The organism is Kribbella sp. NPDC048837 (assembly GCF_055586945.1).
Genome location: NZ_JBVJHF010000001.1, coordinates 988,583 through 1,000,891 on the forward strand (window position 1 = coordinate 988,583; position 12,309 = coordinate 1,000,891).

General features: G+C 69.7%; 13 protein-coding genes. 4 read left to right on the plus strand and 9 right to left on the minus strand.

The window, feature by feature from the left end; translation table 11 throughout:
• Positions 1–20 precede the first annotated feature (20 nt).
• Positions 21–2,870, plus strand: coding sequence for a CBM35 domain-containing protein (locus tag ACZ6O0_RS04610; RefSeq protein ID WP_465763429.1), 2,850 nt, complete (start codon positions 21–23; stop codon positions 2,868–2,870).
• 24 nt (positions 2,871–2,894) lie between these two features.
• Here the strand turns inward: ACZ6O0_RS04610 and ACZ6O0_RS04615 are convergent, their stop codons facing one another.
• Entirely contained in the window at positions 2,895–3,572 is a 678-nt protein-coding gene (locus ACZ6O0_RS04615) for an NADPH-dependent F420 reductase (RefSeq protein ID WP_465763430.1), read from the minus strand.
• A complete protein-coding gene (locus ACZ6O0_RS04620; protein WP_465763431.1) occupies positions 3,569–4,624 on the minus strand; it encodes an LLM class flavin-dependent oxidoreductase in 1,056 nt (351 codons plus the stop codon). The genes ACZ6O0_RS04615 and ACZ6O0_RS04620 overlap by 4 nt, the downstream gene beginning before the upstream one ends.
• A gap of 137 nt (positions 4,625–4,761) precedes the next feature.
• Here ACZ6O0_RS04620 and ACZ6O0_RS04625 point away from each other — a divergent pair, with 137 nt between their 5' ends.
• Positions 4,762–5,112 carry an ArsR/SmtB family transcription factor gene (locus ACZ6O0_RS04625; RefSeq protein ID WP_465763432.1) on the plus strand — a complete coding sequence of 117 codons (351 nt, stop codon included), beginning with the start codon at positions 4,762–4,764 and terminating at the stop codon, positions 5,110–5,112.
• A gap of 2 nt (positions 5,113–5,114) precedes the next feature.
• Here the strand turns inward: ACZ6O0_RS04625 and ACZ6O0_RS04630 are convergent, their stop codons facing one another.
• The 4 genes from ACZ6O0_RS04630 to ACZ6O0_RS04645 are packed head-to-tail and all read right to left on the minus strand — an operon-like array spanning position 5,115 to position 7,386.
• Positions 5,115–5,486: a sigma-70 family RNA polymerase sigma factor family protein gene (locus ACZ6O0_RS04630; RefSeq protein WP_465763433.1), complete on the minus strand. Its 372-nt coding sequence runs from the start codon at positions 5,484–5,486 to the stop codon at positions 5,115–5,117.
• 16 nt (positions 5,487–5,502) lie between these two features.
• Positions 5,503–6,378, minus strand: coding sequence for an RNA polymerase sigma-70 factor (locus tag ACZ6O0_RS04635; RefSeq protein WP_465764060.1), 876 nt, complete (start codon positions 6,376–6,378; stop codon positions 5,503–5,505).
• A gap of 16 nt (positions 6,379–6,394) precedes the next feature.
• Entirely contained in the window at positions 6,395–6,625 is a 231-nt protein-coding gene (locus ACZ6O0_RS04640) for a hypothetical protein (RefSeq protein ID WP_465763434.1), read from the minus strand.
• A gap of 5 nt (positions 6,626–6,630) precedes the next feature.
• Positions 6,631–7,386 (minus strand): SDR family oxidoreductase, encoded by a 756-nt coding sequence (locus ACZ6O0_RS04645; protein WP_465763435.1) that lies wholly within the window; start codon positions 7,384–7,386, stop codon positions 6,631–6,633.
• Between the two features lie 148 nt (positions 7,387–7,534).
• Here ACZ6O0_RS04645 and ACZ6O0_RS04650 point away from each other — a divergent pair, with 148 nt between their 5' ends.
• Positions 7,535–8,764, plus strand: coding sequence for a low temperature requirement protein A (locus ACZ6O0_RS04650; protein ID WP_465763436.1), 1,230 nt, complete (start codon positions 7,535–7,537; stop codon positions 8,762–8,764).
• On the opposite strand, the gene ACZ6O0_RS04655 is transcribed toward ACZ6O0_RS04650, so the two are convergent.
• Positions 8,754–9,317, minus strand: coding sequence for a TetR/AcrR family transcriptional regulator (locus ACZ6O0_RS04655; protein WP_465763437.1), 564 nt, complete (start codon positions 9,315–9,317; stop codon positions 8,754–8,756). The two genes, ACZ6O0_RS04650 and ACZ6O0_RS04655, sit on opposite strands and share 11 nt — an antisense overlap.
• An 88-nt stretch (positions 9,318–9,405) precedes the next feature.
• On the opposite strand from ACZ6O0_RS04655, the gene ACZ6O0_RS04660 reads away from it, so the two are divergent.
• A complete protein-coding gene (locus tag ACZ6O0_RS04660) occupies positions 9,406–10,314 on the plus strand; it encodes an SDR family oxidoreductase (protein ID WP_465763438.1) in 909 nt (302 codons plus the stop codon).
• Here the strand turns inward: ACZ6O0_RS04660 and ACZ6O0_RS04665 are convergent.
• A complete protein-coding gene (locus ACZ6O0_RS04665; RefSeq protein ID WP_465763439.1) occupies positions 10,311–11,303 on the minus strand; it encodes a Gfo/Idh/MocA family protein in 993 nt (330 codons plus the stop codon). The genes ACZ6O0_RS04660 and ACZ6O0_RS04665 overlap by 4 nt on opposite strands.
• Before the next feature lie 11 nt (positions 11,304–11,314).
• Positions 11,315–12,295: a Gfo/Idh/MocA family protein gene (locus ACZ6O0_RS04670; protein ID WP_465763440.1), complete on the minus strand. Its 981-nt coding sequence runs from the start codon at positions 12,293–12,295 to the stop codon at positions 11,315–11,317.
• Positions 12,296–12,309: the final 14 nt, after the last annotated feature.

Below are 12,309 nucleotides of genomic sequence, written 5' to 3' on the forward strand. Positions count from 1 at the left end.
TCTGGAAACGAGAGAACTCGATGGCCCTCCGACTACCCCGGCGGTTCACTGCCGCCTCCCTCGTCCTGGCCCTGCTCTCCACCGTCCTCGGCATCACGCCCGCCCGCGCGGAGGTCGAGAACCCGCGCCAGCAATGGCTGCGCGACTCCACCGCCGGGCTGTTCCTGCACTGGGGCATGTTCACCGCGCCCCGCCACACCGACTGCGCTTCCTGGGAGCGCGACGTCACCGCCGGCGGGTGGAACGCCGACTACTGGGTCGACGAGGCGCAGAAGCTGCACGCGTCGTACATCGTGCTGGCGACCTTCCACAGCCGCCTCGGCTACGCCCGCCCGTGGCCCTCGAAGATCCCTGGTAGTTGCTCCACGCAACGAGACTTCCTCGGCGAACTGGTCGCCGCGGGCAAGGCCAAGGGTGTGCACATCCTGCTCTACATGACCGACGACCCGCAGTGGCACAACGAGGTGCCCGGCGTCGAGACGCTCGACTCGGCGGCGTACTCGGCGTACAAGGGTCAGCAGGTCGACCTGACCACGCGGGACGGGTTCGGCAGGTACAGCTACGACCTGTTCCACGAGGTGATGGACAACTACCCGGACCTGTCAGGATTCTGGATCGACAACGACAACGCCTACTGGGAGCAGCACGGACTGTACGAGCAGATCCGGCAGCAACGGCCCTCGTGGTTGCTCAGCAACAACAACGAGGACACCCCGATCATGGACACGGTCAGCAACGAGCAGAAGACCGGCATCACGCCGGCCTACGACTATCCGCAGGCCACCTTCACCCCGATGCCGCGGCTGACCGAGGCGGACTACAAGCTGCCCACCACCGGCCAGTGGTGGTACGACGGCAGCGACAGCGTGGTCGACTACGGCCTCAGCGTCGGCCGGTACGTCGCCAACGCGGGCTCGTCGATCAAGTCGCTGATGGCCGAGACCGCGATGGTCAACGGCAAGTTCCCGCCCCAGCAAGTGAACTTCAACAACTTCATGGCCCAGTGGCTGCCACCGATCATGTCCTCGCTGGCGAAGACCAACGGCGGCGGCTATATGTACGGAGGGATGCAGCCGGGCTTCTGGAACGACGGCGCGCACGGCGTGATCACGGTCGCCGACAATGCGCGGACGCAGTACGTGCACGTGCTGACCAAGCCGAAGTCGCAGGACCTGGTGAGGCTGCGGGACAACGGCTACCGGGTCACGAGCGTCTCCGATGTCCGGACCGGGAAGGCGTTCCGGTTCAACCAGTCGGGTGGCTACCTCAGCATCCTCGGCGTCACCGACTGGGACGCGTACGACACGGTCTTCCGGGTGACGACCTCCGGGCAGGAAGGTCTCTACCCGCAATCGATGCTCAAAGCAACGGCCACGGCGGAGACCGCCGATCACCCGGCGGCCGGTCTGGTCGACGGCAGCTACCCGGACTACTGGGACGCCGACGGGCAGTTCCCGGTGGCGGCCACACTCGATCTCGGTAAGCCGCGGAAGGCGACGTACCTGGCGGTGAACCAGACCGAGTGGTCGCCGACGCACGCACGGGAGTCGTTCGGGCGACCGGAGGACTCGGCGCGGATCAAGGACTACAAGGTGTCCGTCAGCGTGGACGGCAAGCACTGGAAGACCGTGCGGACCAGCGCGATGCCGAGCCGGCGCGGTGTGCAGTTCATCGACATCGGCGACCAGGTCGCGCGGTACGTGAAGCTCGAGGTGCTCAACACCTGGTCCGGTCCGCAGTCGCCGCCGTACTACAAGCAACTGCGGATCGACGAGATCAGGGTCGGCTACGCGTACCCGCAGGCCCTGCGCGATCCACTGCCGCTGGAAGCCGAGGCCAACCGCGCCGATCACGCACGAGTCGAGTACTGCGCAGCATGCTCAGGGTCGGCCCGGGTCGACGGTGACGTCGTCTATCGGGGTGTCGAAGCACCCACGGCCGGGACCTATCGTCTGCAGCTGGACGGCACGACGGCGGACGCCGGCACTTTCTGGGTGCGGGTCAACGGCGGTGCGCCGATCAAGGCCGCCCTGGATGCCGGGAATCCCGATGTCCCCGGGGCGACTGCGATCGCCGTACCGCTGCAGGCCGGCGCCAACACGATCGCGGTCTCCGGCAGCGCCAAGCTCGACCGGATCGCGGTCGGTCCGATGCCGGCCGCGTCGTCCGTGCCGAAGACGACGATGACGGTGAAGCCGTCCGGTGTCGTCTGGGTCGGGTCCGGACAGCAGTCGGTCACGGTGTCCGCCGAGCTGCGGCTGGACGAGGACTCGGTCGACAACGTGCGGATGACACCGGTGGTTCCGGCCGGATGGACTGTGTCGGGTGCTCCGGCGACGGCAGCCGGTCTGCGTCTCGGGCAGACCATCACCGGCACCTGGACGCTCACCGGCTCCGGCGCCGTGCAGGTCCCGATCGACGTGACCTTCGAGACGGTCGGCCTGCCGCACAAGGTCACCAAGACGGTCCCGATCCAGGTGCGCCCGGCCGACCGCGTCTTCATGCGCGAGGCCGAAAGCTCCCTCAACCAGATCGGCAGCGCCGGCGTGACCAGTTGCTCGGGCTGCTCGGGGAGCCAGAAGGTCCGCAACCTCGGCGGCGCCTCCGACGCCCACGTGATCGTCCCCGACGTCACGGTCCCGCAGGCCGGCGACTACACCCTCTACCTCGACTACACCGTGAACGGAACCAAGTCGTACTTCGTCTCCGTCAACGGCGGCGCCCCGGTCGAGGCGTCGGTCACCGGCATCGGCAACACCACCGTGCAAACGGTCAGCGTGCCGATCCAGCTCCACGCCGGGTCGAACACGATTCGCATCTCGAACGACGAGGACGCGGCTCCGGATCTGGACCGCATCTCCGTCGGCTGACGAAGCGCCCGCCTCGGCCGCGTGTTAAGCGGCCGAGGCGGCGCGGGCCTCCGCCACGACACGGCCACGGGGCGTGTCGTGGAAGCGGGCGAGCAGCGTGCGGACCTCGTCGGCGGCGACGTTCGCACCGAACATCTCGGTGTGCGGCTCGAGCCGCACACCCTCGGCCAGCGGGCCGGCGACGACCTGGTCGAAGCCGAGCGCGTCGACGATCTTCGCCACCTCGGCCGCGTCCGCGGGCTCACCCGCGATCGCGATCGCCTTGCGGTCGGCGGACCCGGCCGGGCGGGCGCCGTCCTCGAGGTCGTGGTAGCCCATGTGGTTGAAGGCCTTGACGACCCGCGACTCCGGCAGGAACTCCTGCACGATCTCGCTCGAGGACGTGCGCGGGTCGGTCAGGTCGTCGCGGATGCCGTCGACCTCCCACCAGTAGTTCATCGCGTCGATCACGAGCTTGCCGCGCAACGCCCCGGCCGGGATGGTGCGGTACTTCCCGAGCGGCAGCGCCAGGATCACCACGTCGGCCCCGGCCACCGCCTCGGCCGCGGTGGTCGCGATCGCGCCGGGCGTCACGACCTCCACGATCAGCGCGATCTTCGAGACGTCTCCGGATCCGGCGATCAGCACCCGGTACCCGGCCGCCAGCGCGAGCCGCGCGAGTACGGTGCCGACCTTCCCGGCACCGAGGATGGCGATCGTCACTTCTCCTCCGAGGCGAGGATGTCGCGGACCATCGGGATCACCTTCGTGCCGTACAGCTCGACCGCCCGCATCCGCGCACTGACCGGCAACGGTCCGGCGGAGTAGATCAGGTCGAAGCGGCCGACGCCGAGCTTCTGGACGGCCCCGGCGATCCGGCGGGCGACGGTCTCCGGCGACCCGACGTACATCGAGCCGTGCTCCACCTCGGAGTCGAACTCGTGCCGCTTGATCGGCGGCCAGCCGCGGAGTGCCCCGATCCGGTCCCGCATCACCTTGTACCGCGGGTAGAACACCTCGCGAGCCTCCTCGTCGGTGTCGGCGACGAAGCCGGGCGAGTGCATCCCGACCGGCAGCGCGGTCGTGCCGAACTGCTCGGCCGCCTTGCGGTACAGATCCAGGTACGGCGCGAACCGGTCCGGCGCGCCACCGATGATCGCGAGCATCAACGGCAGCCCGTAGTACGCCGTACGCACGACGGACTGCGGCGAGCCGCCGACCCCGACCCACGTCTTCAGCCGGCCGGACTCGGTCTTCGGATAGACGTCGGCGTTGTCCAGGGCGGCCCGGGTCGTGCCGCTCCAGGTCACCGGCTTCTCGTCGAGCAGCTGACTGAACAGCTGGAGCTTCTCCTCGAAGAGGACGTCGTAGTCGGCCAGGTCGTAGCCGAACAACGGGAAGGACTCGGTGAACGAGCCGCGTCCGAGGATGACCTCGGCCCGCCCGTTCGACAGCGCGTCCACGGTGGCGAAGCGCTGGAACACCCGGACCGGGTCGTCCGAGCTCAGCACGGTCACACCGGACCCGAGCTTGATCCGCGACGTGCGGGTCGCGATCCCGGCCAGCACCGTCTCCGGCGTGGAGATCGAGTACTCCGGGCGGTGGTGCTCGCCGAGCGCGATCGCGTCGACGCCGAGGTCGTCGGCCAGGACGGCCTCCTCGACCACCTGCCGGATCGCCGCGGCGTCGGTGACCGGCGCGTCGTCGTCACCCACCGGAATGTCCCCGAAGGTGTCGAGTCCGAACTCGAGGTCGGCCATGTCGTTGACTCCCATCTGCGTTGCCACCTCACATACTAGGTTGACATGTCAACACACAGCGCGCCGGGGTTCATTCCCGGCCGTCCGGGCGGCTATAGTTGAAGCAACCACATGGTTGCGATGTTCGTCACCCCGACCACCGGGAGGATTCCGTGGGCTTTCCCGATCGCGTCCTCGGGCCCGACGCCGAGGCGGTCGCGGAACACGTCTTCGTCGCCCTCGCCGACCCGAGCCGGCGGACGATTCTCGCGACCCTCGCCGCGCACGGCCCGGCCACGGCCACCGACCTGGCCGAGCGGCTGCCGATCACCCGCCAGGCGATCGCCAAGCACCTGAACCTGCTGTCCGAGGCCGGTCTGGTGACCGCGGAACACGGCGAGCGCCGCCGGGTTCGCTACCGCCTGCGCTCGGCCCCGATGCAGGTCGCGCAGCAGTTCCTCGCCGCGATGGCCCGCGACTGGGACACCAACCTCGACGCCCTCCGCACCCACCTCGACCGCTGAGGTCAGAGCCAGTGCCGGAGCTTGTCCGGGTTGAGCACGATCCACACCGCCGCGACCTTCGCGCCTGTGACGGTCAGGCTCACCACGGCCACGACCGCGCCGGCCCGGCGCAGGACGACACCGGCCTGTCCGTTCACCGCCTGGACGGTCAACGCCGTACCGGGCTGAAGGCTCAGCAACTCGGTCACGCACTGCGCGACGGCATCGGCCCCGCGGACCGGTTGCAGGGCGGCCGCGACCTTCCCGCCACCGTCGCTGACCACGACCGCCTGCGGCGCGAGCATGCTGCGAAGCGCGCCGACGCTGCCCGCGCTGCAGGCCGTCGCGAAGTCGTGGACGATCGACTCGTCCCCGCGCTTCAGTCGCAAGCTCACGTTTCCTCCAGCAGGGTCAGGCGGGCACGGCGGCGCTGAGCTTCGCGGGGTTCATCATCCACAGCACCTCGTCGATCCCGTCGGCCGACGCGGTCACCGTGCAGACGGCGAACACCTCGCCGTCGCGCCGGAGCAAGGCGACCGCCCGGTCGTTCGCTGTACTCCACTCGACGTCCACGCCGACCCAGAAGCGGGTGTGGAAGGCCCGGTGGTACTTCGCCACCCGCAGCCTGCCGACGACCGGGAAGCGCGAGGCCCGGGCCGCGCCGCCACCGTCGGAGTAGCTGATGGCGTCCTTGGCCAGCAGCGACTCGAGGGCGGCGAGATCGCCCGACCGGGCCGCGGCGACGAAGGCGGTGAGCAAGGTGCGCTGCTGGCTGCCGCTGATCTCGGTCCGGCGTTCGGCCCGGATGCGCTTACGGGCCCGGCTGACGAGCTGCCGCACCGCCGGCTCGGTGGACTGCAGGATCGCGGCGAGCTCGTCGTACGGATAGTCGAACGCCTCACGCAGGATGTACGCCGCCCGCTCGGTCGGCGACAGGCGCTCGAGCACGAGCAGTACGGCGAAGCTCAGCGCCTCCCCGCGCTCCGCGCCCAGGAGCGGATCGGCGCTGGTGTCCACCGGCTCGGGCAGCCACGGGCCGATGTAGGTCTCGCGGCGGGCCCGGGCGGACTGGCTCGCGTTGATCGCGAGCCGGGTCACCGCCGTCGACAGGTAGGCCACCGGGCTGACGACCGTACTGCGATCGGCGGCCTGCCAGCGCAGCCAGACCTCCTGGACCAGGTCCTCGGCCTCGCTGTGGCTGCCCAGCATCCGGTACGCGATCCCCATCAGGCGCGGACGCACCTCGTTGAAGATCGCGACCGCCTCGTCGAGGTCGTCCGCCGCCATCACCACCCGCCCTCCGTCAGGCCGAGGATACGGTCGCTCCCGGATCCTGCCGCGGGTCGCCCTCCAGTGCCTCGATCGCGCCGCGCAGGCTCTGCAGGTCGACGGCCTCCTGCTGGGCCTCGACCGGGTCGAGCAGCCACTCGCTCGGCGACTCGATGTCGTCGTCGGGCGGCGTACCCGCCGCGTTCAGCGCGATGTCCGCCTCGACCTCCACCTCGAGCTCGCGCAGGACCGGATCGTCGTTCATGCCCTTCACCGCCCGTCGTACTGGGTCGCGAACCACTCGTCGTAGTGCAGTTCGCCGTGGGTCGCCTCGCCGATCGGGACCAGGCTGCGCTCGACCAGCTCCGAGCCGAAGTACCGGGCGTGGGTGTCGGTCACGACCTCGCGCTGATCGTTGCGCTCGGCAAGCGCCTTGCGGAAGAACTCGTCCATCCGGTACTCGTCCGGCCCGGCGATGTCGATCCGGGTGTTCAGCGGCTCGCCGACCGCGGTCCGGCCGAGGATGGCGGCCACGTCCTGGGCGGCGATCGGCGCCCACGCGACCGGCGCGATGTGCACCTCGTCACCCTGGGTCGCCTCGTCCGCGATCGCCCCGACGAACTCCATGAACTGGGTCGCGTGCACCAGCGAGTACGGGATGCCGGAGGCCTTGATCAGCTCCTCCTGGGCGATCTTGGCCCGGAAGTACGCGTTGTCCGGCAGCCGCTCGGTGCCGACGATCGAGATCCCGACGTGGTGCCGGACGCCGGCCTCGGCTTCGGCCTTCAGCACGTTGCCGGTCGAGGTCCTGAAGAACTCCATCACCGCCTTCTCCTCGAACGACGGCGAGTTCGCCACGTCGATCACGACGTCCGCGCCCTGCAGGACGGTCGCCAGCCCCTCGCCGGTGAGGGTGTTCACGCCGGTGCTCGGCGCGGCCGGCACCGCCTCGTGCCCGTGCTCGGTGAGCTTGGCCACCAGTTTCGTTCCGATCAGGCCGGTGCCGCCGATCACGACGATCTTCATCGCAGAACCCCTTCGTTGCCGACGGCATCCCTTGCCGCCCGTTACCAGGTAAGACAGGGCACCGTCCGGTCTTGTGACAGCCCTGGTCACAACCGGCCGGCCTGCGCTGTCATAGGAGGTGACCAGGACCCTGCGAAAGGACTCGCCCGTGCCCGACCCCGCGCCGGCCGCCGGCCCGGCACCCTCGATCCGGATCCGGGTACGGATGACCGCGCGGCCGATCGACGAGCCGCACCGGGTCTCCAGCCAGCTGGAGCTGCTGTTCGACCTGACCTTCGTGGTGGCGGTCGCCGCGGCCACCGAGCAGTTCGCGCACGCCATCGCCGAGGGTCACGCCGGGGAGGGCCTGCTGCTCTACCTGCAGGTGTTCTTCGCGATCTGGTGGGCGTGGATGAACTTCACCTGGTTCGCCTCGTCGTACGACACCGACGACGTGCCCTACCGGCTGCTCACCATGGTCCAGATGGCCGGCGTCCTCGTCCTCGCCGCGGGCGTCCCGTCGGCGGCCGACCACGCGGACTATCGCACGGTGCTCGTGGGCTACATCATCATGCGGCTCGCACTCGTCGCCCAGTGGCTCCGCGCGAGTATCGAGGACCCCGAGCGGCGTCGTACCGCACGCAGGTACGCCATCGGCATCAGCGTGCTGCAGGTCGGCTGGATCCTGCGCGTGTACCTGGCCGAGATCGACGTGCTCAACGAGACCGCGCAGGTGGCGGGCTTCCTGATTCTCGTGGTCCTCGAGCTGGCGGTCCCCCGCTGGGCCGAGCGGACCACGACCACCAACTGGCACCCGCACCACATCGCCGAACGCTACGGGCTGTTCACGATCATCCTGCTCGGCGAGACGATCCTGGCCGCGACCATCGCCGTACGGCGTGCTCTCGGGGCGACCGCGGTCAGCGCCGAACTGATCACGGTCGCCGCGTGCGGTCTGGTGATGGTGTTCGCGCTCTGGTGGCTGTACTTCCTCCACCCCGCGGGTCCGGGGCTGGCCAACCGGCGCGAGAGCTCGTACCGCTGGGGCTACGGCCACTACGGCATCTTCGCCGCGCTCGGAGCGCTCGGGTCCGGCCTGGAGGTCGCCGTCGAGCAGACCGGGCACGAGTTGCACATCTCGCCGACCGAGGTCAGCTACGCCGTCGCCATCCCGCTCGCCGTCTTCATCGGGCTGCTGTGGACCGTGCACTCCTGGATCTCCGACACGACCGGCCTCCAGCTCGGCGCGGTGATCGCCGCCATCGTGACGCTCCTCCTACTCCCCCTCGGCACACCCCTGGTCGGCTCGGCCGTCACGATCGTCCTCCTGACCGCAACCTGTGTCGCGCTGGCGAGCATCGCGTCCTGGCTCAACGCAGCGGAGAGCCTCAGGCTGTAAGGCCGGACAGCGTGGTCAGCGTGGACCGGATGACGTCCGCGAGGGCGACGCCGTCCGGCTCGGTGATCCAGCGCTCGAACGCCACCCGGAAGACCGCAACACCGGTCTCCGCCGCAAGCGCCGCGACGTCCGGGCTGACACCCCGGCTGCGCAACGCCTCGGTGAACGCGGTGGTGAGCGAGGCCAGCTTGATCAGCTCGCGCTCGCGGAGCTCGGGGGTCGCGGTGATGACGGCCTGGCGCCGGCGGGAGTAGTCACGGCGGAGATCGTCGAAGAACTCGGCCGACGCGAGGACGGCGGCCGCCACGGCCTCCATCGGGGTCGCCGACGCCGGCGCTGCCTTCAGCGCGTCGACCATGACGCGCTCGAGCTCCTCGGAGCCGGCGAACAGCACCTCGCGCTTGTCGGCGAAGTGGCGGAAGAACGTCCGCGCGGTCACGCCGGCCCGGTCCGCGATCTCGGCGACGGTCGTGCGGTCGTAGCCGCGCTCGGCGTACAGCGCCATCGCCGCCTCGCGCAGCCGTCCCGCTGCGTCGGGTTCCCACCGTGCCATGCGCCGATCCTAGCTGATGTCATTGACTGACATCAGCGTGTGTAGCATGGTGATGTCAGTCAATGACATCACTGAAAGGAACAGCTTCATGCGCGTGTTCATCACCGGAGCCTCGGGACACATCGGCTCCGCGCTCGTCCCCGAGCTCATCCAGCACGGACACTCGGTCACCGGCCTGGCTCGCTCGGACGCGTCCGCCGCGCGTCTCGCCGAGTGGGGTGCCGACGTCGTCCGCGGCGACCTCGACGATCTCGACAACCTGCGCGCCGCGGCCGAGGCCGCCGACGGAGTCGTCCACCTCGCGTTCCGGCACGACGCGATGCAAGCCGGCGACCTGACCGGCGCGGCCGAGACCGACCTGGCCGCCGTGCGAGCGATCGCGGACGCTCTGGCCGGCACGGACAAGCCATTCGTCGGTACGTCGGGCACCGGGCTGCTCGCCCGCGCGGACCTGGGCCGGATCGGCACCGAGGCCGACACCCTGCCCGGCGGCTACCGCATCGACGCGGAGAACTTCGTCGTCGACCTGGCCGGGAAGGGCATCCGGTCATCGGTCGTCCGGCTGCCACCGATCACCCACAGCACACTCGACCACAACGGCTTCGCGCCATCCCTGATCGCCTTCGCCCGCCGCAACGGATTCTCGGCGTACGTCGCCGACGGCACGAACCGCTGGCCGTCGGTCCACACCCTCGACGCCGCGCGGCTCTACCGGCTCGCCCTCGAGTCCGCCCCCGCCGGCACCCGCCTGCACGCGGTCGCCGACGAGGGCATCGAGGTACGCCGGATCGCCGAGGCCATCGGCCGTGGCCTCGACGTGCCGGCCCGGTCGGTCACGCCCGAGCAGGCACCGGAGTACCTCGGCTTCCTGGCGGCGTTCGCCGGGATCGACAACCCGACGTCCGCCGCCCGGACCAGCGAGTTGCTCGACTGGCATCCGACGTACCCGGGCCTGCTGGACGAGCTGGCCGAGGACTTCTATTTCCGGACGGTCTAGACCTTGAGAACAGGAGCGATCGTCTTCGAGCGGGATCCCTCGTAGGCGGCCAGGAGGATGCCGAGCACGGCGATGCCCTCTTCCTCGGTGTGCAGTGGACGGGACTTGGTGCGCAGGGACTCGGCGAAGTGGCCGATCTCGGCGACGAAGGTGTCGACGGGCTCGAACTCGAAGGTCTCGGTCTCGCCCGACCGGAGCCGGTAGGACAGCGAGGTGCCGTCGCTGTGCAGTGAGCCGAGCTCGCCGACGGCGGAGAAGCGTTCGGTGGAGTCGGCCGGCTGATAGGCCCAGCTGGTCACCATCTGGCCGACGACGCCGTTGTCGAACCGGATCAGGACCTGCGCGGAGTCCTCGCCCTCCATGAACTTCAGCCGGTGCGTGGAGAGCATCGCGGTGGCCTCGACCGGCAGGCCGCCGGCGAGGTGCAGCATCAGATAAGTGGGGTGGTACCCGGTGTCGATGAGCTCGCCACCACCACTGGTCTTGCTGCTCGCCCGCCAGCCCATCGTGCTCGGGTCGAAGTTGTTGTAGAAGCTGTCGGTGGTGCGGACCTCGTAGACGGTCCCGATGGTGCCGGCCTCGATCAGCTCCTTGGCCTTGGCCACGGCCGGCATGAACAGCTGGTTGTGCGCGCACATCAGCGTGACGCCGTGCTCGGTCACCGCCGACCGGACATCCGCGGCCTCGTCCGCGGTGAGACACAGCGGCTTCTCACACAGGACGTGCCGGCCGGCCTCCGCGGCCGCGACGATCGCGTCGCGGTGCAAGTGATGCGGCAGACAGATGTCGACCGCGTCGAGGTCCTCGTTCGCGAGCATCTCGCGATAGTCCGTGTACGCCGTGGCGCCCAGCTCCTCGCCCCGGGCCTTGGCCGTCTCCTCGACGGCGTCGGCGACCGCCGTGACGGCGATCCTGTCGGCGTGCTCGCGGTAGCCCTTGATGTGAGCGGACGCGATCCCGCCGCCGCCGATGAGCCCTACCTTGATCATGACGAGTCTCCTCAGCTGTAGGCGATGGCGCGCCCGCTGTCGGCGGCCTCGTTCGCGGCCACCACCAGCCGGGTCAGCTCGACCGCGCGGGCGATGTTGTCGTCGGCACGGGTGCCCTCGTTGATGTGGCCGACCCACTGCGCGAACGCTTCCGGGCCGTGCTCGGGCACCGGCGACTGCTCGCCGTTCACCGTCAGGACGTTGCCGGCGTCGGTGTAGGTCAGCGTGCCCTCGGTCCCGAAGAGCTCGATGGTGAACGGGTTGTTGCTGGCGAAGCCGGCCTCGATCACGCCGATCTTCTGATCGCCGTACCCGACGACCACGACAGCGTTGTCTTCCAGACCGCGATCGGCCACCGAGCGGTAGGTCGCACTGACCGTCTCCGGAGTGGAGCCGAGGAAGAGCTGGGTCAGGTAGACCGGATGGCAGCCCAGGTCGGTCAGGGCGCCACCGATCGCCGTCTTGGGCTCGAAGAACCGTTGCGGCAGCCAGCCCTCGGCCCCGTCCTGCGGGATGGCGCCGTTGTGGGAGAGCCGGACCCGGCCGTACGTCAACTGCCCGAGGCGACCGCTGCCGATCACCTCGCGGATCGCCTGCGTGTAGCCGTGGTAGAGCCTCGGCAGCGAGACCGTCAGCTTCACCCCGGCCGCATCGGTCGCGGCGACGATCTCCTCGGCCTCGGCGACCGTCGGCGCGAGCACCTTCTCGGTGAAGATGTGCTTACCGGCCTCGGCCGCCTTCACCATCAGGTCGCGGTGCTCGTTGGTGGCCGTCGTGATCACGACGCCGTCGATGTCCTCGCGCGCCAGCAGCGCGTCGAGATCGCCGGTGAACTCCACCCCGAACTGGTCCGCGCCGGCCTGACCGCGCTCGGCGTCGTCGTCCCAGACGGCGACCAGGTCGGTGCCCGGATGCTGCTGGGCCTGCCTGGAGTAGTCCCCCGCGTGCACGTGCCAGAATCCCAGGACCGCGATCTTGAGCGGTTTCGACACCTTAGTCCTCCTCA

Bases quoted from the DNA above. Each gene is read 5' to 3' on its own strand.
- ACZ6O0_RS04610 (WP_465763429.1), top strand. From the start codon at position 21: ATGGCCCTCCGACTACCCCGGCGGTTCACTGCCGCCTCCCTCGTCCTG.
- ACZ6O0_RS04620 (WP_465763431.1), bottom strand. From the start codon at position 4,624: ATGGGAGTCAACGACATGGCCGACCTCGAGTTCGGACTCGACACCTTC.
- ACZ6O0_RS04635 (WP_465764060.1), bottom strand. From the start codon at position 6,378: ATGGCGGCGGACGACCTCGACGAGGCGGTCGCGATCTTCAACGAGGTG.
- ACZ6O0_RS04640 (WP_465763434.1), bottom strand. From the start codon at position 6,625: ATGAACGACGATCCGGTCCTGCGCGAGCTCGAGGTGGAGGTCGAGGCG.
- ACZ6O0_RS04645 (WP_465763435.1), bottom strand. From the start codon at position 7,386: ATGAAGATCGTCGTGATCGGCGGCACCGGCCTGATCGGAACGAAACTG.
- ACZ6O0_RS04655 (WP_465763437.1), bottom strand. From the start codon at position 9,317: ATGGCACGGTGGGAACCCGACGCAGCGGGACGGCTGCGCGAGGCGGCG.
- ACZ6O0_RS04660 (WP_465763438.1), top strand. From the start codon at position 9,406: ATGCGCGTGTTCATCACCGGAGCCTCGGGACACATCGGCTCCGCGCTC.
- ACZ6O0_RS04665 (WP_465763439.1), bottom strand. From the start codon at position 11,303: ATGATCAAGGTAGGGCTCATCGGCGGCGGCGGGATCGCGTCCGCTCAC.